Raw genomic sequence first — 25,907 nt, forward strand, 5'->3', positions numbered from 1 at the left:
CTTATGAATAAAGAAATTAAGTATATCGGGTTTTATGACATCCCGGGATCTGTTTATAAAAGGGTTGCAGCATTACCGGCTACAAATAAGATGGATTACATTTGTAGGGCTCTTTACAGAGCTGGATTTCATGTGCATTTAATTTCACCTTCTTGGTTAGATGATGCTGTTCATTTAGTTGATACTACGAAAAGAATTACTATTGATATACAAAAAGGTAAGAAGCTTACTTTAGTTCGTAGTTTCATTACTAAGTATAAACTAACCAGAAATCTTAAAATAGTATATAGTTTATTATGGTTATTTTTTTGGTTAGTTAAAAATGTACAAAAAGGGGAAAGTATTTTGGCGTATCATTCTCCATGGTTAGCGCTACCTATTTTATGGGCAAAAAAAATTAAAAAATTCAAACTTATCTTAGAAGTTGAGGAAGTATACAAAGATGTATCTTCATTACATCCTTATTTTGATCAGTTAGAATATAAAATTTTTGATAAAGCCGATGCATTTCTGTTTTCAACAGAAATGTTGGCGAAGCGAATAAAAACAAAAATGCCGCACATTATAATTTATGGTAATTATGATGTAATTGAAACATTAGCTCAGCCCGTTGATGATGGTAAAATACATTTGGTTTATGCCGGAATTATTGATTTACACAAAGCTGGAGCTTTTAATGCCATTGAAAGTGCAGTTTACCTTAATGATAATTATGTGATGCATATTATTGGTTTTGGACAGGTAGATAAACTAGAGAAGAGAATAGCAGAAATTAATAAAATTTCAAAATGTAAAGTGTCTTATGATGGGCTTAAAAGTGGAGATGAATATATTAAATTTTGTCAATCATGCCACATTGGATTGAGCACCCAAAAAATGGATGGTGTGTATCTTGATTCTTCATTTCCAAGCAAAATATTATCTTATTTGGGTATGGGATTGAATGTAGTTTCTTGTGATGTTTTATGTGTATCAGAATCTAGGATAGGCAATTTGGTTTCTTATTATAAAGAAGATAACCCAGAGGCCATAGCCAATGCCATAATGGAAGTAAATGTTAAAGATAAGAATGAAGGTAAAAAGTTGCTATTAGAATTAGATCATCAATTTATAGAAGGTTTAAAGAAAATAATTGACCATGTATAGTTTATTGTATTTTGTAGATAGGGTAAAAGAATCATTCTTATTACGATATAGAAAATATGTTTTTCTGCATAGAATTAATAGTACAGAAAAAAGTGTTAGAATATTAGGGAGTGTATCCGTTGCCAGGTGTAAAAGTTTACAGATTGGTAAAGATGTTACTATTTATCCTAATGTTTCATTTAATGGAACAGGAGCGATTATTATTGGAGATAATGTTCAAATAGGAGAAGGTACAATAATCTATGCCCATCAACGAGTGGTAATTGGCGACAATGTAGCTATTGCCGGGCAATGTTATATCATAGATTGTAATCATGATATTGAAAGAGATACCCTCATCCAGAAACAACCTTTAGTGTATGATGAAAGTGGAATTTTTATTGGTAGTGATGTACGGATAGCTGCAGGCTGCAAGATCATCAAGGGTGCAAAAATTAACGATGGAGCAGTCATCGGAGCAATGAGCTTAGTAAATAGCGAGATAGAAGCGAATGGAATAGCCGTAGGTATTCCAGCAAAAATTAAAAAATACAGATAGAATTAAAATAATGGAAAAACATTCATATAAGATTGATATACCCGTATTGGTCATCTTTTTTGTAAGACCTGAACCTTTATCAAAGGTTTTTGAACAGATTAAATTGGCAAGACCGTCGAAATTATATTTATATCAAGATGGACCAAGAGAAAATAGATTAGATGACTTGGAGAATGGTAAATTATGTAGGGAAATTGTTGCTGATATAGATTGGGACTGTCAAGTTTTTCATTTTTACCAAGAGAAGAATTTTGGGTGTGATCCATCTGAGTATATTTCGCAAAGATGGATGTTTGACAATGAAGAATATGGCATTGTATTAGAAGATGATGATGTACCCTCTCAAAGTTTTTTCCCATTTTGTAAGGAAATGCTAGAAAGGTACAAAGATGATGAACGAATAGGTGTAATATGTGGGATGAACAATATCGGTGAGGTTGATTCTCCATATTCCTATCTATTTGCTAGAACAGGGTCAATATGGGGATGGGCAACTTGGAAGAAGAACTTTGATCAATGTGATCAGTATTACACTTGGTTAGATGATGAATACAATTTAAAATTGCTTAAAAATCTGATTGGTGATTCCGATTATAAAAAGTTAATAAAAAATAGTCAACGACATAGAAGTACAGGGAAAGAACATTATGAATCTATATTAGGTTCTTTTGTCTTGTTAAATTCAAAAATGAATATTATTCCTACAAAAAATTTAATCTCGAATGTAGGAATTGGAGCAGATGGGACGCATGCACTAGATTCGCTTGATAAGCTTCCTAAAGGTATTCGTCGAGTTCTATTTATGAAAACTCATCAATTAGAATTTCCATTAAAGCATCCTAGATTCGTTATGGAAGATGTAAGTTATAAAAAAGGGTTAGATCGGATTATGGGGAATGGATATCCATTAATTAAATTCTACAGAGTGATAGAATCGGTTTTTTACAGAATCTTACGTGGTGATTTTCAAAGTATAAAAAAAGGAGTTAAAAGAAGGTTGAGCAATAATACCTAAATGGTACTGAAATGCAGAATAGCTTTGATAGTATTAAATAGTTATAGTCCTGACTTTTTATTAGACCCCATTAAATTGAATGATTTACAATACTAATTACTTGGATTTAGAAACTAAAAAGACAGGGCATAAATGAATAGTAACTCACAGATTAAAAGAGGAGCATTAATGTCTTATGTGGCGATAATTTTTAATATTATCGCAGGTTTGTTGTACACTCCATGGATGGTTAAACAAATTGGTAAATCAGATTACGGACTATATATTTTAGTTACCTCTTTTTTAACTTATTTTGTAATGGACTTTGGTCTTGGGCAAACCATTGCCAGATTTTTAGCTAAGTATAGGGCAGAAAAACAAGAACATAAAGTAAATCAATTATTAGGGATCACTACTAGATTATACCTCTACATTAATTTAATACTGCTCGTTGTCTTAATTGTTATTTTTTTTTTAATTGAATATGTTTTTAAAGAACTCAACCCAATAGAACTGGTTAAGTTTAAAACCATTTATTGTATTGCTGGTTTATTTAGTTTGATTTCTTTCCCTTTTATGCCATTAAATGGAATTTTAATTGCTTATGAGCGGTTTATACTCTTGAAATTCTGCGACTTTATTAGTAAAGTCGGGTTAATTGTTGCTATGGTAATTGCCCTATATTTTGGTTATAAACTATATGCATTAGTAGCCATTAATGCAATTATGGGTATAATAATTATATTAATTAAACTATTTTACATCAATAGAACTACAAATGTTAGGGTAGATTTTTATTACAAGAGTAGAGATTTATCGAAACAGTTATTAGGTTTTTCTGTTTGGGTAACTGTAATTGGAATTGCACAACGACTGATGTTAAACATTGCACCAACTTTATTAGCTATTTATTCTGGTACAATTGCTATTGCTGTTTTTTCGATTGGAAATTTTATAGAGGGCTATGTGTGGACTTTTGCCAGTGCATTGAATGGACTGTTTTTGCCAAAGGTAGCGAAGATTGTTTCTTCCTCAACCAATAGAGATGAAGTGACTAAACTCATGATTCGAGTAGGTAGAATGCAATTGTTTATTATAGGTGTACTATTTGTGGGGATTATTACTTTAGGCAAAGAATTTATTGTATTATGGATGGGGCCAGATTTTGTTTCTTCTTATCCTATTGTATTATTGCTGATATTACCTGGATTAATTCCTTTAACACAAGAAATTGCCATTAGCTTGATGTATGTGGAAAATGAGGTGAAATTTAAAGCGATACTCTATATTTCTTCTTCAATAGTAAGTATTGTAATCTCTTTATTCCTAATCCCAAAATTAGGAGCTTTAGGAGCCGCAATTGGGATTTTTATAGCTCTGATGATTTTTCAGGTTATAGGAATGAATATTGTATATTATAAGAAGATGAAATTAGATATGGGCTATTTTTTTAAAGAATGTTATGGCAAAATGCTTCTGCCTTTGGGCCTTTCATTAGGATTTGGTTTCTTTATCAGTAATTGGTTTTTAGCAAGCAGCTTTGTCCTTTTTACATCTAAAGTCTTAATGATTAGTTTGTTTTACTTTATGTCGATGTGGTTTTTAGGGCTTAATGTGAATGAAAAAGGATTAATAATAACATTGATCAGTAAAGTACGTCTTCTCATCAGCAATAATAAGTAACTGAGAATTTGTTAGTCTTATTGTATGGTAAGATTGAGCCAATATCTCTCAATGATATAAAAATGATTTTATGAATAATAATATGAAAATACTCATCCTATCAAGTACTCCTTGGCGTGACGATAATAGTTTCGGGGATTCGTATTCAAATATTTTTGGTAATATTAAAGAAATTGAAATTGCAAATATCTATTGTAGCATGGGCTTACCCAACAATAGTATCGCCTCTCACTTTTTTCAGATGAGTGAAAAAAAACTCCTACTAAATTTAATTGATAAAGAGAATAAAACAGGGGATATCGTTTTAATTCCTAATCGTAAAGATAATGAGCTTACTCCTGTACCAATAGCAACTAAAGAACAAAAGATATTCAGGTTTTTTCAGAAAAACAGATATATGGTTTTTATGTGGGCTCGTGAAATAATATGGTTTTTGGGTAGATGGAAGTCTAAAGAGCTGAATAAGTTTATTGATGATTTTAACCCAGATTTAATTTTTACGCCCATTTATATTAATCCATATATGAATAGAATTGGATTATATGTAAAAAAATACAGTGGGAAGAAGATGTTAGGTTATGTGTCAGATGATGTATATACATTAAGACAATTTTCTATTAATCCATTCTTTTGGATAGACCGTTTGGTGAATCGCTTCTTTGTAAAGAAGGTAGTTGATCAATGTGATCTTTTATATGTAATTTCCGATATCCAGAAAAAAGATTATGATGTCTGTTTCAATAAAGATTGTCATATATTATTTAAGGGGGGCAATTTTGATGTAATCCCTGTCAGGAAACCAATTAATACACCCGTAAAACTTTTGTATACAGGGAATATTGGTGCAGGAAGGTATAAAAGCTTAGCTTTAATAGGCGAAGCGTTAGATAAAATCAATGAAGATGGGGTAAAAGCAATATTAACAATCTATAGTCAAACGCCTTTAAATAAAAAAAAGAGTACTACCCTACTAAATTTTAAGAGTCTTTCCTTTCGTGGTGGTATTTCGCAAGAGGAAGTTAAAATAAAGCAACAAGAAGCTGATGTTTTGATCTATGTAGAATCTTTTGATCTAAGAGAAAAGTTAATGGTAAGACAATCTTTTTCTACTAAAATTGTTGACTACCTGCGGTCTGCAAAATGTATTTTTGCAGTAGGTAGTACTATCTGTGCAAGCATAGATTATCTAATCGATAATGATGCAGCAATAGTTGCGACACATAAAAATGAGATAGAAGTAAAATTAACTCAATTAATTAAATCTCCTGAAAAATTAATCAACTACGGATACAAAGCTTGGCAATGTGGTAAAAAAAATCATCAGATAGAAGATATACAAGCTACTTTGCTGCGTGATTTTAATCAGATTTTGAATAAATAACTTTTACTGATTTGAAAATAAGTTGTTAGGGAAATGAAAAAGTATTTAATTATTAATGATCTTGGAAATGGTGGTGCAGAGATTTTAAATATTGGCTTATACCATAATCTTAAATTTGATGCGATTTTTACCCTTCAACAGAATGTTGACTATGATACCAATGGTATTAATGTAATTAACTTAAGTAGAGGTGGAAAAGTTAGTATACTAAACTTCCCTAAACTAATTTATAGACTCTATAAACATCTGCAGCCTAATGACGTATTGATTGCTTCTCTATATAAGAGTATTGTAGTTGCTTTTTTATGTAATTTGTTTCTTGTAAAGCCTAATCTTATATTTTGGATACATAGTGATATCACAATAGATCTCAATTCGAAATTTAAAAAATGGTTAATGAAGTTTATTTTTAATAACAAATGTTCTATTGTCGTTAACTCTGAAAAAGCAAAGTTGGATGTGGTAAAGCAATTGAATACACCTGAGAATAAGATAAATGTGATCTATAATTCTTTTGATGCCAATCAAATTAAATTGTTAGGTGAGGAAAAATTAGAAGATGATTTATTTGATCATATTAAAGCATTCCCTAAAATGATTTGTATAGGCCGTTTTAACCGACTTAAAGGTCAACTGGAGTTGATTGAAGTCGTAGCTGATCTAAAGAAAAAGAACTTTATCATACACTTGATATTGATAGGGAAAGGCGAATCCGAACAAATGTTAAGGGATGCAGCTAATCAATTGGGTGTTGTAGATTTTGTACATTTCTTAGGGCAAAAAAAGAATATTTATCCTTATTTGAAGCAATGCGATTTGTTAGTAAGTGCTTCAAGAAGTGAAGGGTTTGGAAATGTATTGGTTGAAGGCTTATTGAGTGGAATTCCAGTGATATCTGCTGATATAGATAATGGGCCGCGAGAAATATTAGCGCCAGAAACCAATTTGATTTATAGAACAACTACTGAAGAATATGCGACTTATGGTATATTAATGCCTTCCTTCACAAATAACGCAGCAAATAAAATATGGGTTGATATTATCTATGAGATCTTTTCAAATGGAAGGATTAAAGAATACCAGAATATCGGATTAACCTATGCTAACTTATTTGATAAACATCATATAATGCCAAAATGGGAAGACTTGCTGAAAGAAAAGTAAAAATATATCTGGATTTTAATCAGATTGAACTTATTGTTAAATAATGTTATGTGTGGAATAAACGGATTAATCTTAAAAGAAGATCATCCTCAATTGAATCTTAAAATAAGACAAATGAATGATTTTATCATTCATCGCGGACCAGATGATGATGGAGTCTATCAGAGAGATGATAGGATAGCTATGGGCATGCGGCGTCTTTCCATTATTGATTTAACAACCGGTAAGCAACCAATCTACTCTGATGATCAACAAAAAGTGATCGTTTTTAATGGCGAAATTTATAATTATAAAACCCTAAGGCGGGAATTAGTTGAAGCAGGTGTCGATTTTAAAACTACTTCTGATACAGAAGTGATTCTAAAATTATACGAAAAATATGGTACAGCTTCATTTAGCATGCTAGATGGCATGTTTGCCTTCAGTATCTATGATGCAAATCTGAACAAAGTGATTATTGCCCGTGATTTTTTCGGAGAGAAGCCACTTTATTACGCTAACTTTCAAGATGCATTTTATTGGGCATCAGAACTTAAGTCAATTGTTAAGGTTCTACCTGTGAAACCTATGATTTCATTAACCGCTGTGAATTTATATTTTCAGCTCACCTATATTCCGGCACCTTATACCATTTATGAAGAGGTGCATAAATTAGAGCCTAATCATTATTTAGAGTTTGATTGTGTAGACTTTTCTTTTTCATTAAAAGAAATCGAACAAAATTTCAAAAAGACCGAAATTGAGACTGATTTAAGTTCAGTAAAAGAGAAAGTATACCAGCTAGTTAGTGACAGTGTACAAAGTAGAACCATTGCTGATGTGCCTATTGGCACATTCTTATCTGGAGGGGTAGACTCTTCTATCGTTTCATTATGTGTTGCACAGCAGAGTACTAACAAAATTGATACTTTCTCTATCGGATTTGAAAAGAAGGAATTTGATGAGTCGGCTAAAGCCAGAGAGGTGGCCAAAATGATTGGGAGTAATCATCATGAGTTTATCATAGGCGAACAAGATTTATTGGCTAATATTAATGAAATAGTGCTAAATTTTGACGAACCATTTGCCGATTCATCAGCATTGGCCAGTTATTTAGTTGCACAAAAAACAAGCAAACACGTAAAGGTGGCATTAACAGGTGATGGGGGAGATGAGGTTTTTGGCGGTTATAATAAATATTACATTGGAAAACTGAATAGCAGATATACGAGTTTAATACCTAGGAGTTTACACAATGTGCTAAAAAGTGCCATATCACCATTGTTGTCAACAAAAGATGACAATAGAGGAAAGCGATTTAAAATCAATAAGCTAATGAACTCTATTAATTATGGTGAAGATTTTTATTATAACATCATTTCTTTAGGTTTTCAGGAAGCTGATGCAAAAAAGCTTTTAACGCAGTCTTTGTTTTCAGGTAATGTACTTGCGTATTATAAAAATAAAGTCGATTATAGAAGTCAAACATTAACTGATTTTAGAAATATAGATCGGCATTTAAGCCTAGAAGGTGACATGTTGGTTAAGGTCGATCGTACAAGTATGCTGTCCTCTTTAGAGTGCAGATCGCCCTTTTTAAATAAAGAGCTGTGGAATTTTGCCAATACGCTGCCTGAAAGATATTTAATTAATGGCTGGGACAAAAAACACATTTTAAAGAAATCATTTGAGACCTATTTCCCCAAAGATTTTCTAGATAAACGTAAAAAGGGCTTTGAAGTGCCCGTAGGAGATTGGTTAAAGAGTAGTCTTAAAAAGGAATTGTTAACCTATGTTGAAAAAAGTTTTATTCAAACTCAAGGTATATTTAACTACGATGTAATCAATGAGCTTATCGTAGACCATATTAGTGGTAAAATAGATAATACATTCAAAGTTTGGTCAATTTTTTGCTTCCAAAAGTGGTACAAAGAAATTTATAACAATTCGTAATTACTAATGAAGATTATTTTTTCATCTAACATCGCTTGGAGTATCTATAATTTTAGGTTGAAGTTATTAAAAGCATTACAAAAAGATGGACATACCATATATACTGTAGCATATAAAGATGGATATGATGAAAAATTGATAAATGAAGGCCTGCACTTTGAGCATATTGAGATCAATAACAATTCAACCAATCCGCTAGAAGATTTAAGGTTAATTTCTAATTACTATAAGATCTATAAAAAAATCGGCCCCGATGTCATTTGTCATAATGCAATTAAACCTAATATTTATGGTACAATTGCAGCTGGTATGTTAAATATCCCAGTAATTAATAATATTTCTGGTTTAGGTACCTTGTTTATTAAGAGAAGTGTTGCTACTATTATTGCCAAATGGTTATATAAATTTTCTCAAAAAAAGGCGACCAAAGTCTTCTTTCAGAATAATGACGATCGTGATTTATTTGTTGAAAATAAGTTGGTAGAGTTATCAAAAACACAAGTTATTCCAGGCTCTGGAGTAGATACTGATAGGTTTTCTCCAGATCTCCGCCTTAAACAAGATGAAAGTTTTCAATTTTTATTTATAGGTAGGTTAATTTATGACAAAGGGATTAGGGAATACATTACAGCCGTAGAGCGATTAAAAGCTAAGTACCCAAATGTAAGGTTTGCCATATTAGGTCCTTTATATCAGAACAACGCTACAGGAATTACAGAAGAGACTTTAAATATGTGGATTGCTGAGGAAACAATTATTTATTTAGGGCAAACAGACCAAGTAGAAGAAGTAATGAAAACGGCTAGTTGTGTGGTTTTGCCTTCTTATAGAGAGGGGCTTTCTAAAGTTTTAATCGAGGCTTCAAGTATGGCCTTGCCAATTGTAACCACTAATGTTCCAGGTTGTAGAGATGTTGTAATTGATGGTGAAACAGGTTTTTTATGTAAGGCGAAAAATGGAGCTGATTTAGCAGATAAAATGGAGAAGATATTATTAATGTCTGATGTTGAGAGGAAAGCGATGGGAGATAAAGCAAGAGAAAGGGCAATCCATGTCTTTAGTGAAGATCTTATCATTAATTACTATAAAGATGCCGTAAATTTGGTCAATTAATTTATTGTTATCATCCTACCTTTTATGAGCTTCTTACTATCTACCTTATTATTGATCTTATTATTTGCCTCTGAACTGGTTTATTTTAAAATAGCAGACCATTTTAATATCATTGACAAACCCAACAATCGAAGTTCGCACACTCGGATTACCATTAGAGGTGGTGGTGTAATTTATGTGGTTGCAGCACTTCTTTTATTGGTGCTGCACATAGAACTCTGGTTACCAGTTTTGGGACTATTGATCATTGGTGCAATTAGTTTTGCCGATGATAGGTTGACACTTTCTGGGAAAATCAGGTTGCTGTTTCATTTAATGGCTGTAAGCATGCTCTTTGCATTTTTAAATGTGTATGGAATGTTCTCTTGGTTAATTTGTGCAGTATTGTATGTAACCATCATTGGAACAATTAATTCATATAACTTTATGGATGGCATTAATGGAATAAATGGAGCATATAGCTTGGTTATTCTTTTAGGGCTTTATTATGTCAATACTTATCGTGTAAATTTTGTACAGGCTGATGTTATTTGGTTGCCGATACTCGCATCTATTGTGTTCCTTTTCTTTAATTTTCGGAAAAAAGCCAAGTGTTTTGCTGGTGATGTAGGTAGTGTAACGATTGCCTATTGGATCATTTGGTTGTTATTGAGTTTAATGTTCAAAACAGGTAATTACATTTATATTCTGTTTTTAGCAGTCTATGGAGCAGATTCAATGTTAACGATACTTCACCGTGTGCTATTAAAACAAAATATATTTGAAGCACATAGATTACATTTCTACCAACTCTTGGCAAATGAACATAAAGTTCCACACTTGGTAGTGGCAAGTGGGTATGCGATCTTGCAGATGGTAATTATTGCCTTGATTATCTTTAGCAACTTACCGCCATTGGTGTTGGTATTGATTACCGTACTGCCATTAACAGCTACATATTTGATATTAAAGCCTAGATTAATGATAAAAGTTGTTGAGCCTTTAAGCTAACAATCCTATAAATTATCGCATGGTTAACTACCTGCTTTTATAGGCTATTGAATGCAAATGAATTGCGCTCACAATAGACAAATAAATAGCTAATCTGAAATAATAGAAATTTTATTGAATAAAGCTTTATTTTTGCAAAAAATTAGAATTGGCAGCAATTTTGTGGCTCTTCTATAATAAACAAGGCTAATTTTAGTTTTATAACTATTAAAAGCTACAAACCTACACACCCTTTGAAACGACTTTTATTTTTTTCCATCTTTTTCTTATTTGCTATTCATATCAATGCACAAACCAATTTTTATAAATGGAGTACCGGTGTAAATGTAGGTGGAACGCTAACCTATGGCGATTCGGATAAAAAAAGAATTGGTTATGCATATGCAGGCGTAATCGACTATTATTTTACACCCTATATGAACCTTGGTTTCGAATTTCAATCTGGCCAACTAAAAGGGGGAGAGCTAGGTGTAAGATCATTCAATAATAATTACAAAACCATAGCTTTTAATGGAAGAATGCAGTTGGGACAGTTTTTAAACGATGAGCAACTGGACTCATTTGTTTGGAGAAATTTAAAGGGGTTTTATATTGGTGCCGGCCTTGGTGCTATTGATAATAAAGTAGATATATCACTGCCCAATAAAGTAGATCATTTCGTTCATAAAGAAATAATTTTACCTTTAAATGTAGGTTTTAATATCAATTTACAAAGAAAATGGCAAGAATATTCTCGGGTAATGGTTAATGTTAACTATCAAACAGCCTTATCTTTTGAAGATGGGATGGATGGAGAATATGATTTGAAAAGTAATTCTAAAGACAGGTACTCTTTTTTCTCTATTGGGTTGCGTTATAATTTCGGGGCTATTGGTTTAGATCAATCAAAAAGAAGGTTGTAATTTAAACTTTTATACAGGCTGAGCAACTTTTTACTCGGCTACATGTCCTTTCTTTTATACACTTAACTAATCAAGTTGAGCAGCATAATACATGTTATAAGGTTTTATATTGGCTTAAACTTATTAGAAAATAATTTACTTTTTTGACGCATGATTCTGTAAAATTTGCTTTATAGTTAAATTTGCTTTGTTTTAACTTTATTTAGCCTCTATGTTTATTTTATATGTGACTTATTATGTCTAAAAGCGGGTGCTATGCATAAATGCTTGGCGTAAAAATTGCTTAAATAAATAAAAATATAATTTCTAATTAAGTAAATATTTTGATTGGTATAGGTATTTACAACGGATAACAGTTAAATAATTTGTAGTTTTGATAAAACACTTATACTTAAAGAATGACGCTAGGTAAAATCAATATTGTCCCTCGCTGGGTTATTTTGATGTTGGATTTGGGGATTTGTATAATTTCTTTAACCACTGCTCATCTTTTAACACATAATCTAGACATTACGAGTATTGATTATGCTGTCTTTAGTAGAAATACCCTCATCTTAACTTTTTTCAATATCGTTGTGTTTTATAACGTTAAAACATACGCCGGTATTATTCGATATACAAGTGCACAAGATACTTTTAGGGTGTTGTTTGCGGTATTGCTAAGCAATATGAGCTTCGTATTTCTCAACCTTGGTTTTATAGCTGTAACCCATACGCCGCTCATTTCAAATAAACTCCTTTTTGTAAATGGCTTAACTTCGTTTTTACTGCTCATTACCTATCGCGTTTTGATCAAATACTTTTTTATGTACATCAAGAATTTAACGCTTGATAAAAGAAAGGTAATTGTATATGGTGCTGGAGAGGCAGGGATAGCCACTAAACGTACATTTGACCATGATGCCAAAGTAAATAAAACCATTATTGCTTTTGTAGATGATGATGAGCGAAAAGTAGGGAAGACCATTGATGGTATTAAAATATTGAATGCATCCAGATTAGAAGATCTAATTGTAGAACATCAGGTAGATGAATTGATTTTTGCATCATATAGTATTCCGAATGAACGTAAAAATCATATTGTAGATATCTGTTTGGACCATGATATTATTGTATTGAATATTCCACCAGCAGATTTATGGATGGGTGGAGTTTTACATACCAAACAAATTCAGCATATCAATATCGAGGATCTGTTAAATAGGAAGCCTATACAGATTGACACTGATGGAATCCAAAATCAGTTAAAAAATAAACGGATCTTGATTACTGGGGCTGCAGGATCTATTGGTAGTGAGGTAGTAAGGCAATTGATGAATTTTGAAACTGGCCTGATTGTTTTATGCGATCATTCAGAAACCGCCTTGCATCATATTTATCTAGAACTAACAGAAACCTATAACAATACAAATTTCCATGCCTTTGTAGGTGATGTAAAAGATGAAAAACGGATGAATCATCTTTTTGAAACTTACAAGCCACATTACGTTTATCATGCCGCCGCTTATAAACATGTACCTTTGATGGAAGATAATCCTTCTGAGGCGATTAAAACAAATGTAATGGGTACAAAGACCATTGCAGATCTATCGGTGAAACATGGCGTACAGAAATTTGTAATGATCTCTACTGATATAGCGGTTAATCCAACCAATATTATGGGCGCTTCTAAGCGAATTGCAGAGATTTATGTACAGTCTTTAAACAATTCCTTAAGTACAGAAGATTTTATCTTTAGCAATGGATTAAGCTATATCAATGATCTAAATGTAAAACCCATTACCAAATTTATTACTACTCGTTTTGGAAATGTATTGGGTTCTAATGGCTCTGTAATACCAAGGTTTAAACAGCAAATAGAAAAGGGAGGCCCAGTTACGGTAACACACCCTGAAATTACCCGCTATTTCATGACTATTCCTGAGGCCTGCCGTTTGGTATTGGAAGCAGGTTGTATGGGTAAAGGTGGAGAGATCTTTATTTTCGATATGGGTAAATCTGTGAAAATTGTAGAACTCGCTAAAAAAATGATCCGATTGGCCGGTTTGGTGCCTAATCAAGATATTAAAATTCAATATTCTGGACTAAGACCTGGAGAAAAGCTATTTGAAGAATTATTGAACGACCATGAAAATACAATGCCTACGCATCATGAAAAGATCATGATAGGAATGGTGCGCCAGTATGTTTTTTCTGAAATAGAATCTCAAATCTATGAGCTCATTGCGTTAGCTAAACAGAATAACGACCGTAGCGTTGTAATTTGTATGAAAGACCTGGTAACAGAGTTTAAAAGCAAAAACTCTATTTTCGAAGAATTAGATCAGCTCAATAAATAAGCCTTGTAATACTAGCTGTTATTGTTTAAATAGTCGTGGTAGGCTAATTTTAAGCCTTCCTCTAGCTCTATTTGATGTTTCCAACCCAATGCATGTAATTTGCTCACATCCATTAATTTTCTAGGCGTACCATCAGGTTTACTAGCATCGAATTGCAATTCGCCTTCAAAACCAACCACTTTCTGAATCAGGAGCGCCAAGTCTTTAATCGTCAGATCTTCTCCAGTACCGATGTTAATTAAGTGTGGTTCGCTATAAGTCTGCATTAAAAAGTAGCAGGCCTCTGCCAAGTCATCCGCAAATAAGAATTCACGCATAGGAGTGCCAGAACCCCAAATGGTAACAGTTGGGTCGCCATTTCTTTTGGCCTTGTCAAATTTTCTGATTAAAGCAGGTAGCACATGAGAGTTTTGAGGGTGATAGTTGTCATTATACCCATATAAATTAGTTGGCATTGCCGAAATGAAATTACAACCATATTGGGCCCTATAAGCATCACACATTTTAATGCCTGCAATTTTAGCAATTGCATAGGGTTCATTGGTTTCTTCTAACAAACCGGTAAGCAGATATTCTTCTTTAAGTGGTTGTGGGGCTAATTTGGGATAGATACAGCTAGAACCTAAAAACATTAACTTTTTAACTCCATTTATATACGACTGGTGGATCACATTGTTTTGAATAGACAGATTCTCATACAAAAAATCAGCTCTATAAATATTATTGGCCATAATACCACCAACTTTTGCCGCCGCCAAAAAAACATAATCAGGTTTTTCAGCTAAAAAGAAAGCTGCAACTGCCTGCTGATCTCTCAAGTCTAATTCGGCCGAAGTTCTGGTAACCAAATTGGTAAAACCTTCTCTTTGTAATTTACGGTAAATTGCCGAACCAACCATCCCTCTATGCCCAGCAACATATACTTTAGAATTCTTTTCCAATGTTATTTATGATTTTGTTATTCTTTAAAAGCCATCATCTTAAATGAAACATCTGTCTCGATACTTTTTGGATGAAAGACTTTTTAAGAAGCTATTGTTTTGGTAGTTCTACGTACAGCTATTTGCTTAACTGTATTGATAATTGCAGCGGTATCATACTTACATGCTGCCCAAAGCTCTGGTTGTTCGCCATGTTCAATAACCTCGTCTGGTATACCCAATCTCACTACATTAGCTTGATAGTTGTGGTCTGCCATAAACTCAAGAATTGCACCTCCCATTCCACCCTGTATACAGCCATCTTCAATGGTAACTACATTGGCATAACGTTTAAATACTTCATGTAACAATTCAGCATCTAATGGTTTAACAAACCTTAAGTCGTAATGTGCAGGATGTATACCTTCACTATTCAATTCTTGACAGGCTTCTACTGCAAAATTTCCAACATGGCCTATTGATAAAATAGCTACATCTTCGCCATCAGAAATTTTTCGGCCTTTGCCAATTTCTAATGCTTTGAACGGACGTTTCCAGTCTGGCATTACACCACTTCCACGTGGGTAACGAATAGTAAATGGGCCAATGTTTTCTTGTTGGGCAGTATACATCAAGTTGCGCAACTCTTCTTCGTTCATAGGAGAGGCAACAATCATATTCGGAATACAGCGCATAAAGGCTAAGTCGTAAGCACCATGGTGGGTCGCTCCATCTGCTCCAGCTAAGCCGGCTCTGTCTAAACAAAAGACTACATTCAGGTTCTGGATAGCGACATCGTGGATTACTTGGTCGTATGCCCTCTGCATAAAACTAGAGTAGATATTACAGAAAGGGACCAAGCCTTGTGTAGCCAATCCGGCAGAGAAGGTAACGGCATGTTGTTCAGCAATACCCACATCAAATGCTCGATCAGGCATTGCTTTCATCATTATGTTTAAAGAAGAACCAGATGGCATTGCTGGTGTAATGCCAACAATTTTCTGGTTGGCTTCTGCCAATTCTACAATGGTATGCCCAAAAACATCTTGATATTTTGGTGGCTGCGGTTTGTCTGGAACTGATTTTTTAATCTCACCCGTAATCTTATCGAACAAACCCGGTGCATGCCATTTGGTCTGGTCTTTTTCGGCCAAAGCAAAACCTTTACCTTTTACGGTTACGCAATGTAACAGCTTAGGGCCAGGTATGGCAGAAAGGTCTTTGATAATGGATGCTAAACGTTTTACATCGTGTCCATCAACCGGACCAAAGTATCTAAAATTAAGTGCCTCAAACAAATTACTTTGTTTCAATAAAGTGCCCTTAATGCTTTTTTCTATCTTTTTTACATACTTGTGTGCATTCGGACCAAGCTCAGAAAGCTTGCTCAGCACATGCGACACGTCATCGCGAAAGCGATTATATGATTTAGAAGTGGTAATGCTCGTTAAATATTCTTTAAGTGCTCCAACATTGGGATCGATAGACATACAGTTGTCATTTAAAATCACCAATAGGTTAGAATTTTCTATACCAGCATGATTTAAACCTTCAAAAGCTAAACCAGCGGTCATGGCACCGTCGCCAATAACAGCAACATGTTGTCTGTCTTTTTCTCCCTTGTAATGAGAGGCAACAGCCATACCCAGCGCAGCAGAAATGGAAGTTGAAGAATGGCCTACACCAAAAGTATCGTATTCACTTTCGCTAATTTTAGGGAAACCGCTAATGCCATTGATGATCCGGTTGGTGTGAAACTGGCTTCTTCTTCCAGTTAAAATCTTATGCCCATAAGCTTGATGCCCAACATCCCATACCAATTTATCGTAAGGAGTGTTTAATGCATAATGTAGTGCCACAGTTAGTTCTACCACACCCAAACTTGCGCCAAAATGCCCCCCATTAACACTCACAACATCAATAATGTATTGACGTAACTCCTGGCAGATTTGCTCTAAATCTTGTTCGCCAAATTGTCTTAAATCAATTGGGTAATTAATTTTCGATAATAAGGCTCCGGTTTTAACTTCCATGCAATATTTAAAAGTACAAATTACGGTATTTTGTTTAATACTTTTATTAAGAATCGTTTCAAATTTTAATCATTAGTCTGTTATTTACTGCACATTATGCTGATCGTGTATATTCACAACATTTTCTTTTGTTTAAACTTACTTTTAATGGGGTTCTATGCAGTGCTGAGAAGGTAGGCAAATAGATTGTTTGGTAAAAAATAACTGGTTGATGAGGTAGCCTATATTGTGAATAACCGCATTTTTGGCTTTGCACCAGAATGACCACTATTCTATCCTTAATTTAAGCAAAAAATAGTTATTTTTACCAAAAAATAACATTCCCATAATGAAACGAGATACTTTAATTTTTGATTTAATTGAAAAAGAATTAGATAGACAAGAGCATGGTCTTGAGCTAATTGCATCAGAAAACTTTGTGAGCAAACAGGTAATGGAAGCTGCAGGTTCTGTATTAACCAATAAATACGCAGAGGGATTGCCAGGAAAGCGTTATTATGGTGGTTGCCAAGTGGTAGATGAAATAGAGAATTTAGCTATTGAAAGAGCTAAAGAACTTTTCGGAGCCGAATGGGTAAACGTACAACCACATTCTGGTGCACAGGCTAATGCCGCTGTAATGTTAGCAGTGATTCAACCTGGAGATAAAATTTTAGGTTTTGATCTTTCTCATGGTGGACACTTAACACATGGTTCTCCAGTAAATTTTTCGGGTAAATTATACGAGCCTCATTTTTATGGGGTTAAAAAGGAAGATGGTTTAATTGATTATGCCAAATTAGAAGAAGTAGCTTTAGCAGAAAAACCAAAATTGATTATCTGTGGTGCCTCGGCTTATTCTAGAGAATGGGATTATGCTTTTATCCGTAAAGTAGCAGACCAGATTGGTGCTTTGGTATTGGCAGATATTTCTCACCCTGCAGGGTTTATAGCTAAAGGTTTATTGGCTAATCCACTACCACATTGCCATATTGTAACCACCACAACGCATAAAACTTTACGTGGTCCACGTGGTGGGATGATTATGATGGGTAAAGATTTTGAAAATCCATGGGGATTAAAAACACCTAAAGGAGAAACAAAAATGATGTCTGCTTTGTTAGATATGGCTGTTTTTCCTGGTACACAAGGTGGTCCATTAGAACATATTATTGCGGCTAAAGCCATTGCTTTTGGAGAAGCTTTAACCGACGAGTATTTAAATTATATTAAACAAGTAGGCGCAAATGCACAAGCCATGGCCAAAGCTTTTGTAGCTAAAGGTTATGGTATTATTTCTGGAGGCACTGATAACCACTTGATGTTGATCGATCTTCGCAATAAGAACATTACAGGTAAGGTTGCAGAAGGTGCATTGCAGAAAGCAGATATTACTGTAAATAAAAACATGGTTCCTTTTGATGATAAATCACCATTTGTAACCTCTGGAATGCGTGTAGGTACCGCTGCCATTACAAGTAGAGGTTTTAAGGAAAGTGAAATGGCACAGATCGTTGATTTGATAGACGAGGTATTGACCAATCCTGAAGATGAAAATAATTTAGCACAAGTTAAGGTGAAAGTACAAGCTTTAGTTAGTAACTTCCCATTGTATAAATAACTTTTGTCTAACATGTTTAACAACCCTATCCCTTCTCCTGAAAATGAGGAACAGCGTCTTGCGGCACTGTATTCTTATGATATTTTAGGAGAAGGGTTAGAACATGAGTTAGACAACCTGGTTAAACTTGCTGCACAAATTGCGTATGCACCTATAGCCTATGTTACCTTGGTTGATCGGACCGAGATTATCTTGAAATCTGCAGTTGGTTTTGATCTACAACAACAAAGATACCCCAGAGATCAGGATATCATTTGTCAGCATACCATGTTTCTTGATCATGTTTTTGTGGTCGAGAATGCATTGGAGGATGAAAGATTGGCCAACCACCCAATGGTGGTTAATGAGCCAAAAATAAGGTTCTATGTGAGCGCACCACTAAGAGATGCAGATGGTTTTGCATTAGGCTGCTTGTGTGTATTAGATATTGTTCCCCGAGAATTAACTTTACAACAGCGGCAAGGACTTGAAACCCTAGCGATACAGGTGATTGCCCAATTGGCATTAAAAAGGAGAAATAGCCAGCTCCAATCTCAAACCAAACGTTTTGAAGAGTTTATCGATATCTTTATGGTATCGCCAGAAATCCATTGTATACTAGATAGAAGTGGGGCCATTTTATTTATCAATAATGCGGTAACCCACCTACTTCAATACAGCGTAGAAGAGACCATTGGTCAGAGCATGTGGAGCTATTGCCATCGAGATGATGTGAATAGGATTGTTTATGCAGTTGAGCAAGGGCTTAAAAATAAAATCAAACAATTTAGCATCGATTTTAGATTGGTAAGCAAAACTGGCCAGTTTAAATGGATTGGCTGGAGTATGGTTGCCAAAGACGACCGCTGGTATTGTTACGGTAGAGATATTACAGAAACAAAAAAGGTAGAAAACGAACTCACCAAACTATCTTTTGTAGCCAGTAAGGTAAATAATGGGGTAGTAATTAACGATGCTCAAAACAATGTGACTTGGGTAAATGAAGCATTCGAAAAAATTACCGGTTTCAGTTTAGACGACTTGCAGGGTAGGCCATTAGGCGATCTCATTAGTGGTCCGGAAACAGACTGGTCGTTAATTGAGAGTGCAAGGGCTTTAACCCAACAAAAACAATCTTTCACGGTCGATTTATTGGCTTATCGCAAAGATAAACGCCCAATTTGGTTGTCAATTTATAATACCGTTGTGTTAGACGATGAGGGGAGGGTAGAAACCGAGGTTGAAATTATCATTGACATTACAGAAAAGAAAAAGGCCGAAGAAGAACTTCAGGTTTTATCATTGGTTGCCAGTAAATCTAATACAGGTGTAACTATAGCAAATGAAAAGGGTGAAATTACTTGGGTAAATAAGGCCCTAGAAGATTTAACAGGTTATTCATTAGAAGAGCTCAAAGGTAAAATTTTGGGAGATGTTTTATCTACTACTGAAACAGATCGGGCAACTATTCTAACCGCTAGAAGTAAGGCATTTAACAAGCAGGCATCAACTATTGAAGTGTTAGCTTTAAAGAAAGATGGTACACCAGTTTGGTTATCGGCATCAAATACACCAATTATTAATGCACAAGGACAATTAGAGCGACAGGTAGAGCTAATTATCGATATTACCCAGCGCAAGCAGGTAGAAAAAGAAATGGTTGAAGCCAGAGAGCAAGCCATACAACTTAGCGAAGCCAAGGAAATGTTCCTTTCTGTGATGAGCCATGAGATTAGAACGCCTTTAAATGCAGTAATTGGAATGACTCACCTCCTTTTAGAGAACGACCCACTGGCATCGCAAATTGATGACCTGAATATTCTAAAGTTTTCTGGAGAGAACCTGCTCAATATCATCAATGACATTCTCGATTTTACAAAAATTGAAACGGGGAATTTAGAATTGGAAACAGTTCCTTTTGATCTACATACTTTAAGTGTTGATATCATTAACTCTTTACAGGTTAACGCAAGTAAAAGAGGTAATTCTTTAAGTCTGATCTATGATGATAGGATCCCAGAACAGTTATTAGGAGATAAAACGAGGCTTTACCAAATCATTGTTAACTTATTAGGCAATGCCATTAAGTTTACAGATAAAGGGAAAGTAGAGTTAATTATTAAACTACAAGAGAACGAGAGAAAAGAGGCACAGATCTATTTCGAGATTATGGATACAGGTATCGGTATCCCGCAAGATAAACAATCTTATATTTTTGAGACCTTTACACAAGCCAGAACAGATATTTCGAGAAAATATGGCGGTACTGGCTTAGGGCTTGCCATTACAAAGAAATTATTAAAACTTTATCAATCTGAAATCAACGTTGAAAGTACAGAAGGCAAAGGCACAAAGTTCTCTTTCTCTATTAATTTCCATCGTTTATCTAAAACAGCAAAATTAGCCACTCCACCGAAACCTATTTCTCCAAATGGTTTTGCAGATAAAAAAATATTGGTAGTTGATGACAATGAAGTTAATATTTTAATTGCCAAGCGTTTTTTAAGCAAATGGGGATTAATTATAGATTTTGCTTCGAGTGGAGAAGAGGCAATTAATAAAATTGTAGAGAATATTTATGATTTGGTATTTATGGACATTAGGATGCCGGGAATAGATGGATTTGATACCACAAGAATTATCAGGGATCTAGATGGCGACTACTATAAAAAACTGCCAATTATAGCTTTAACCGCTTCAACACTACATAACGAAAACAGAAAGTTTAAGGAATCGGGTATGGATGGACATATTTTAAAACCATTTAACCCCGAAGAGATTAAAGCCGTTCTAGGAACTTACTTTAAAGTAAAGGGCCGGTAGTTCATTACAAAGTACCGACCCTTACCATCTAAATTAACGCTCTCGATATTATAAACGTCGGTTTTTATCTTTTGTTTTTATTTAGCCTTATTTTTTTCTATTTATTTTCATAACAGCCTATATCATAGGGGAATATTCTAGTTTTGTTATTAAGGTCTTTGGTTAGATAAGAGCCAAAGTAAATATCATTACTTAGATCTATACCTTTCTTTAAAGCTGGACTCGCTTTATTCAAATTAAAATTACCCGTTAAAGGATTGATAAAAAGCGGATCGACATTTAACATATTGCCATTGCCTAATAAACTACCTTGGCTGCTTTTGAGTAAATTGTTTTTAACTATACTCAATAGTGTGGTTTGAGGGGCTTTTTTATCTATTTGAAACTCATCAAGCAAATTACCCCATACAATGTTGTTTTGAAAATCTATGTTTAAATTATCGTACTGCGAGTTACTTACAAAATCAGAGATATATACAGCAGCGGTTTTACGAGGATAATTGGTGTTAAGTGCGGCAAAAGTATTTTGTTTTAAATTGTATTTTCCACCTCCAACAGCATAGAGTAAGTATTGTCCGCAATTGGTGAAGAGATTATTAAAAGCAGTGAGTTCTGTTTGATAGCCTAGAAAGCCAACAACCTCCATATTTTTAATCTTTGTATTGGTGAGCAATAATTTTGGTTTATTGTTGCGAGACAAAGAATCGACAGTAAGGCCAGCTACTCCATTTTTAATAATAGCATAGTTGAGTATCGAATTTTTGCTCTGTGGATAAAGGTGGATGCCATTCCATTGCCCAGGCTCGTCTGCATACATTTTTTCTAACCTATCGCTGGCAAAAAGAACACTGTCTTTTTTTGTTCCATTTGCAATTAATGTACCCTTTACACTCATGGTTGCATTGCTATGGAAAAGTACTTTTGTGCCTGGTTCTATAGTTAAACTGGCATTTTCTTCAATACTTACAGATTTATAAATCAGGTAGGGCAGCTTGCTATCCCAAACCGTATTTTCTTTAATACTAACACCATTTACAAAAATTGCATTTTGACCATACGCAACCAAAGGGATACTTTGTTTATTGCCATTGTAATAAAGTAAGATAGAATCTTGTACAATAAAAGGTAGGTTCTGCGTAGTTGGATTGATGCTTACCTTAACAAAAACATTGATAGAGTCATTTCCATTTAGTTTAATCAGATCGGCTTCAGTAACAGCTTGTCCATTAATGTTTAGGCTAAATGGAGATGTACTTCCACCGCTTAATTTGATATGGCTAATGTTAATGGCTTTTGGATTGCGGTTGTATATTTTTAAACGTCTGCTGGTAGAGCCAATAGAAGTAAACACCGTATCAAATAAGATACTATCAGTAGAAAAAGATATTTTGGCATTCATATCTGCAGTAATATCCTCATCCTTGTTGCATGCAGCAAAGAAAAGGGCAATTAGGCATATGAAAAGTATCTTTAATCGCATATAGTTTAGCTTAATTTATTCTGCAAATGCAAGGGCAGCAACGCTTAATTTTTTTATTCCACCATTTAATAACGAACTACCACATGCTTCTAGTGTAGCTCCTGTGGTGATTACATCATCAACCAACAAAATATGCTTGTCTTTTAATTCACTTGTATTTTGAAGGCCAAATACCGTTTCCATATTTTGATAACGGGTATACCTCGATTTTTTGGTTTGGCTTTCCGTTTGTTTGTTGCGTAGTAAATGTGTTGTGCTAACCGAGATGTTTAGCGCATCTGCAATTCCGTCTGCAATATACTTACTTTGGTTATAACCTCTTTGTCTTTCTTTTTTTTGGTGTAGTGGAACAGGGATTACCAGATCAATGTTATCATATACACTACCTAATTTTAGTCTTGTGCCTAATAAATGGCCAAGTTTTACACCAACGTCTATTTTATCTTTATATTTTAAGCTATGGATCAGGTTTTGTACCCTTGTTCCCTTTTTAAAGTATAACATGGCCATAGCAGCATTACAAGGCAAACGACCCCATAATTGTTTAGCTACCCTATTTTCGGGATAGATATGGTAGTCTGTATAAGGCAAATGATATAAACACTTGGTACAGATTTCCTTTTCACCACCATATAAATTTGTGCCACAAGCATTGCAGAGCTCTGGAAAGAGAAGACTAATCGTATCCAAAACTAGGCGGTTAATCTGGAGCATGCATTAAATGATTAATGGATTTTATAGTGTGTTCTCAGTTAAAATATCTTGCAGTTCTTTTAATTCTTCTACCTTGTCTGTAGCGCCAAGGTTCTCGTAAGCTGAAATTAAATTACGAATTACACGCCGAATAATTTCAGTATTGCTGCATGGAGAATAAAAGCCGGGCTGTGGCTCTAAATTGAGCTGACGTAAAAATTGGTCTACATCATGTTTCCCAAAAATTGCACCTTTATTAAAAGCATTGATGTAAAATAATACCCCATACTCTTTTTCATTGTTATTCTCATCTATATAGCCTAGAATAAAATGTTGTGGTAAATTAACACCATACACGGGGATGTCGAGTTTTTGGGCAAGTGTAGCATATATAATTGCCAAAGAAATCTGATTGCCTTTTTTACTTTCTAATACTTGGTTTAAGTAAGAGTTTTGAGGGTCGTGATGGTTTTTAGTATTGCCACTAAAGCCATATTGATTGTAAAAAATATGATTAATCAGCTTAATTTTTTCAATGGAACTCATTTCCAGCTGTAAACCCAGCCAAATTTCTCTTTTAATTTCCTCAATTTGGTTGATAATCGTTTGTTCATCCAAATCAGGATATTGATAGCGGTTAATAACCAATGCCCCTTGTAAAAGATCAAAGGCCCCACTTTGGTACCATAAATTAAGATCTTCTTTAACATTATTGAATTGGATAGTGTGTACTATATTTTCAATACGCTCTTGCAATAAAGTATCTAGCGATTGTTCCCAAGCATTTTCTAAATAACTGATGGCTTCATTTCCATAGCCCAGCAGGCGCTGTTGCACATGCTGATAAATTTCTTCATCAGGATCATCTAATAATTTAAGAAGCGCATCAATTTCTGCAAGATTTTCCATTAAAATGCAAATTACAATTTTCAGTTTGCCTATTTTTGGCCATGGGTTTTAAGTATATCTCAGCTTACTTCAGGCATCGCCTTAAGGCTAAAACTAGACACGGCACACATTCTCCGTTCGTTTACAAGTTAGCTGATGAGGTAATTTACGATTTTTCTTCAAAAAAAGTATATGAGGAGATTGAAGCGCAACGAAAAAAACTTTTAAATGACGATAAAACCGCCAGTAAGGTAGGTAAACGAGCAAAAAATGATTTAAGAAGCCCTAGGTTATTACAATTAGTGTTTCGTTTAGTGGCTTACCATCAGCCCAAACAGTTGATTGAAATAGGTACAGGTTTTGGAATAACTACGGCTTATTTGGCAAAAGCTTGTGTTAATGCAAACGTACTTGCCCTAGTAGATACAGCAGAGGTGGCTAGATTAACCAAACAAAATTTAGCTACAATTGGTGTAAACAATACAACTCTAGAGCTTGGTAAGCTTGAAGAAACATTTAAAATGGCAATAGCGAAAACCACAACACTTGACCTTGTTTATATTGGAGGCAAAAATGATAAAGATTTTTCTTTAACCGCCTTTAATTTGTGCCTAACAAAAGCAAATGAACATACCGTAATTATCTTCGACCAGATTTATTGGAATGAAGAAATGCAAAGTGCTTGGCAAACCATTAAAAACCACCCGCAAGTAAGTATTACAATAGATTTATTTTGGCTTGGCTTGGTCTATTTTAGAAAAGGGCAGGCTAAAGAACATTTTAAATTGAAATTTTAAACTGTTGTTAAGCCTTTTTCAATCTTCTTTCTTTAAAATCTTTCTTTATTTTTTGTTCAAGTAAAATTATTTACTTGATTATAAGTGACTTATGTTTAATAACTGATTTTGTAGTTGTATAACTGAAAAATAAGTTATAGATTTAGTTTATGGAAGAATTAACTAAGGCAGAAGAACGGATCATGCAGGTTTTGTGGAAGTTACAAAACGCATTTGTAAAAGATATTATTGATGAATTGGACGAAGAGCCTAAGCCACCTTACAATACCATCTCGTCTATTGTTAGGCTCTTAGAAAAAAAGGGCTATGTAAGTTATAAGGCTTATGGTAAAACCTACGAGTACTTTCCGGCCATTAGCAAGGAAGACTATACTAAAACTACTTTCTCAAAAATGTTTTCTGGTTATTTCGATAATTCGCCAAGCAGCTTGTTATCTTTTATGGTAAAAGAGGAAAAACTGAGTGCAGCAGATATAGAAGAACTTAAGGCATTGATCAATAAAAAATCATAG

20 protein-coding genes are annotated in these 25,907 nt (G+C 34.2%); 15 read left to right on the plus strand and 5 right to left on the minus strand.

Features of this window, described 5'->3' with window-relative positions; all coding sequences use genetic code 11:
• The first annotated feature begins 3 nt into the window (after positions 1-3).
• The 11 genes from AQF98_RS18930 (at position 4) to AQF98_RS18980 (ending at position 14,182) form a co-directional block, all read left to right on the plus strand.
• Positions 4-1,146: a hypothetical protein gene (locus AQF98_RS18930; RefSeq protein ID WP_055133519.1), complete on the plus strand. Its 1,143-nt coding sequence runs from the start codon at positions 4-6 to the stop codon at positions 1,144-1,146.
• The gene (locus AQF98_RS18935; RefSeq protein WP_055133520.1) at positions 1,139-1,684 is read left to right on the plus strand and encodes an acyltransferase; all 546 of its coding nucleotides are present in this window, start codon (positions 1,139-1,141) and stop codon (positions 1,682-1,684) included. Before AQF98_RS18930 ends, AQF98_RS18935 begins: the two co-directional genes overlap by 8 nt.
• A gap of 10 nt (positions 1,685-1,694) precedes the next feature.
• Positions 1,695-2,699 carry a hypothetical protein gene (locus AQF98_RS18940; protein WP_055133521.1) on the plus strand — a complete coding sequence of 335 codons (1,005 nt, stop codon included), beginning with the start codon at positions 1,695-1,697 and terminating at the stop codon, positions 2,697-2,699.
• A 132-nt stretch (positions 2,700-2,831) separates the two neighbouring features.
• Positions 2,832-4,361: a lipopolysaccharide biosynthesis protein gene (locus AQF98_RS18945; protein WP_055133522.1), complete on the plus strand. Its 1,530-nt coding sequence runs from the start codon at positions 2,832-2,834 to the stop codon at positions 4,359-4,361.
• Positions 4,362-4,443: 82 nt separating this feature from the next.
• On the plus strand, positions 4,444-5,742 hold the full coding sequence (locus AQF98_RS18950; RefSeq protein WP_152969761.1) for a hypothetical protein: 1,299 nt from the start codon (positions 4,444-4,446) through the stop codon (positions 5,740-5,742).
• 33 nt (positions 5,743-5,775) lie between these two features.
• Positions 5,776-6,906, plus strand: a complete 1,131-nt coding sequence (locus AQF98_RS18955; RefSeq protein WP_055133524.1) for a glycosyltransferase — start codon at positions 5,776-5,778, stop codon at positions 6,904-6,906.
• 48 nt (positions 6,907-6,954) lie between these two features.
• A complete protein-coding gene (gene asnB, locus AQF98_RS18960; RefSeq protein ID WP_055133525.1) occupies positions 6,955-8,838 on the plus strand; it encodes an asparagine synthase (glutamine-hydrolyzing) in 1,884 nt (627 codons plus the stop codon).
• A 6-nt stretch (positions 8,839-8,844) separates the two neighbouring features.
• The gene (locus AQF98_RS18965; protein ID WP_055133526.1) at positions 8,845-9,951 is read left to right on the plus strand and encodes a glycosyltransferase family 4 protein; all 1,107 of its coding nucleotides are present in this window, start codon (positions 8,845-8,847) and stop codon (positions 9,949-9,951) included.
• Between the two features lie 24 nt (positions 9,952-9,975).
• Entirely contained in the window at positions 9,976-10,941 is a 966-nt protein-coding gene (locus AQF98_RS18970; protein ID WP_055133527.1) for a glycosyltransferase family 4 protein, read from the plus strand.
• Positions 10,942-11,174: 233 nt separating this feature from the next.
• The gene (locus AQF98_RS18975; protein ID WP_055133528.1) at positions 11,175-11,843 is read left to right on the plus strand and encodes an outer membrane beta-barrel protein; all 669 of its coding nucleotides are present in this window, start codon (positions 11,175-11,177) and stop codon (positions 11,841-11,843) included.
• A gap of 398 nt (positions 11,844-12,241) precedes the next feature.
• On the plus strand, positions 12,242-14,182 hold the full coding sequence (locus AQF98_RS18980; protein WP_055133529.1) for a nucleoside-diphosphate sugar epimerase/dehydratase: 1,941 nt from the start codon (positions 12,242-12,244) through the stop codon (positions 14,180-14,182).
• A gap of 11 nt (positions 14,183-14,193) precedes the next feature.
• Here the strand turns inward: AQF98_RS18980 and AQF98_RS18985 are convergent, their stop codons facing one another.
• Both AQF98_RS18985 and dxs read right to left on the minus strand, forming a co-directional pair.
• Positions 14,194-15,123, minus strand: a complete 930-nt coding sequence (locus tag AQF98_RS18985) for a GDP-L-fucose synthase (RefSeq protein ID WP_055133530.1) — start codon at positions 15,121-15,123, stop codon at positions 14,194-14,196.
• 83 nt (positions 15,124-15,206) lie between these two features.
• The gene (dxs, locus tag AQF98_RS18990) at positions 15,207-17,135 is read right to left on the minus strand and encodes a 1-deoxy-D-xylulose-5-phosphate synthase (RefSeq protein WP_055133531.1); all 1,929 of its coding nucleotides are present in this window, start codon (positions 17,133-17,135) and stop codon (positions 15,207-15,209) included.
• A 328-nt stretch (positions 17,136-17,463) separates the two neighbouring features.
• Here dxs and glyA point away from each other — a divergent pair, with 328 nt between their 5' ends.
• Positions 17,464-18,735: a serine hydroxymethyltransferase gene (gene glyA / locus AQF98_RS18995; protein ID WP_055133532.1), complete on the plus strand. Its 1,272-nt coding sequence runs from the start codon at positions 17,464-17,466 to the stop codon at positions 18,733-18,735.
• 12 nt (positions 18,736-18,747) lie between these two features.
• Positions 18,748-21,537: a PAS domain S-box protein gene (locus tag AQF98_RS19000; protein ID WP_055133533.1), complete on the plus strand. Its 2,790-nt coding sequence runs from the start codon at positions 18,748-18,750 to the stop codon at positions 21,535-21,537.
• A 97-nt stretch (positions 21,538-21,634) separates the two neighbouring features.
• On the opposite strand, the gene AQF98_RS19005 is transcribed toward AQF98_RS19000, so the two are convergent.
• The 3 genes from AQF98_RS19005 to AQF98_RS19015 are packed head-to-tail and all read right to left on the minus strand — an operon-like array spanning position 21,635 to position 24,619.
• Positions 21,635-23,017, minus strand: a complete 1,383-nt coding sequence (locus tag AQF98_RS19005) for a right-handed parallel beta-helix repeat-containing protein (RefSeq protein ID WP_082435175.1) — start codon at positions 23,015-23,017, stop codon at positions 21,635-21,637.
• A 15-nt stretch (positions 23,018-23,032) separates the two neighbouring features.
• Positions 23,033-23,731 carry a ComF family protein gene (locus tag AQF98_RS19010; protein WP_055133535.1) on the minus strand — a complete coding sequence of 233 codons (699 nt, stop codon included), beginning with the start codon at positions 23,729-23,731 and terminating at the stop codon, positions 23,033-23,035.
• Between the two features lie 21 nt (positions 23,732-23,752).
• Positions 23,753-24,619, minus strand: a complete 867-nt coding sequence (locus AQF98_RS19015; RefSeq protein ID WP_055133536.1) for a transglutaminase-like domain-containing protein — start codon at positions 24,617-24,619, stop codon at positions 23,753-23,755.
• Between the two features lie 41 nt (positions 24,620-24,660).
• Here AQF98_RS19015 and AQF98_RS19020 point away from each other — a divergent pair, with 41 nt between their 5' ends.
• Positions 24,661-25,395, plus strand: a complete 735-nt coding sequence (locus AQF98_RS19020) for an O-methyltransferase (protein WP_055133537.1) — start codon at positions 24,661-24,663, stop codon at positions 25,393-25,395.
• 149 nt (positions 25,396-25,544) lie between these two features.
• Complete coding sequence (locus AQF98_RS19025) at positions 25,545-25,907, plus strand: BlaI/MecI/CopY family transcriptional regulator (protein ID WP_055133538.1); 363 nt, start codon at positions 25,545-25,547, stop codon at positions 25,905-25,907.

The organism is Pedobacter sp. Hv1, from assembly GCF_001412215.1.
Classification (GTDB): Bacteria; Bacteroidota; Bacteroidia; order Sphingobacteriales; family Sphingobacteriaceae; genus Pedobacter.

What these genes read in the sequence shown, in the direction of transcription:
- AQF98_RS19000 (WP_055133533.1), top strand. Translation starts at nt 18,748, where the DNA reads ATGTTTAACAACCCTATCCCTTCTCCTGAAAATGAGGAACAGCGTCTT.
- AQF98_RS18930 (WP_055133519.1), top strand. Translation starts at nt 4, where the DNA reads ATGAATAAAGAAATTAAGTATATCGGGTTTTATGACATCCCGGGATCT.
- dxs (WP_055133531.1), bottom strand. Translation starts at nt 17,135, where the DNA reads ATGGAAGTTAAAACCGGAGCCTTATTATCGAAAATTAATTACCCAATT.
- AQF98_RS19010 (WP_055133535.1), bottom strand. Translation starts at nt 23,731, where the DNA reads ATGCTCCAGATTAACCGCCTAGTTTTGGATACGATTAGTCTTCTCTTT.
- AQF98_RS18980 (WP_055133529.1), top strand. Translation starts at nt 12,242, where the DNA reads ATGACGCTAGGTAAAATCAATATTGTCCCTCGCTGGGTTATTTTGATG.
- AQF98_RS19020 (WP_055133537.1), top strand. Translation starts at nt 24,661, where the DNA reads ATGGGTTTTAAGTATATCTCAGCTTACTTCAGGCATCGCCTTAAGGCT.
- glyA (WP_055133532.1), top strand. Translation starts at nt 17,464, where the DNA reads ATGAAACGAGATACTTTAATTTTTGATTTAATTGAAAAAGAATTAGAT.
- asnB (WP_055133525.1), top strand. Translation starts at nt 6,955, where the DNA reads ATGTGTGGAATAAACGGATTAATCTTAAAAGAAGATCATCCTCAATTG.
- AQF98_RS18955 (WP_055133524.1), top strand. Translation starts at nt 5,776, where the DNA reads ATGAAAAAGTATTTAATTATTAATGATCTTGGAAATGGTGGTGCAGAG.
- AQF98_RS18935 (WP_055133520.1), top strand. Translation starts at nt 1,139, where the DNA reads ATGTATAGTTTATTGTATTTTGTAGATAGGGTAAAAGAATCATTCTTA.
- AQF98_RS19015 (WP_055133536.1), bottom strand. Translation starts at nt 24,619, where the DNA reads ATGGAAAATCTTGCAGAAATTGATGCGCTTCTTAAATTATTAGATGAT.
- AQF98_RS19005 (WP_082435175.1), bottom strand. Translation starts at nt 23,017, where the DNA reads ATGCGATTAAAGATACTTTTCATATGCCTAATTGCCCTTTTCTTTGCT.
- AQF98_RS18945 (WP_055133522.1), top strand. Translation starts at nt 2,832, where the DNA reads ATGAATAGTAACTCACAGATTAAAAGAGGAGCATTAATGTCTTATGTG.
- AQF98_RS18940 (WP_055133521.1), top strand. Translation starts at nt 1,695, where the DNA reads ATGGAAAAACATTCATATAAGATTGATATACCCGTATTGGTCATCTTT.
- AQF98_RS18970 (WP_055133527.1), top strand. Translation starts at nt 9,976, where the DNA reads ATGAGCTTCTTACTATCTACCTTATTATTGATCTTATTATTTGCCTCT.
- AQF98_RS18950 (WP_152969761.1), top strand. Translation starts at nt 4,444, where the DNA reads ATGAAAATACTCATCCTATCAAGTACTCCTTGGCGTGACGATAATAGT.
- AQF98_RS18965 (WP_055133526.1), top strand. Translation starts at nt 8,845, where the DNA reads ATGAAGATTATTTTTTCATCTAACATCGCTTGGAGTATCTATAATTTT.
- AQF98_RS19025 (WP_055133538.1), top strand. Translation starts at nt 25,545, where the DNA reads ATGGAAGAATTAACTAAGGCAGAAGAACGGATCATGCAGGTTTTGTGG.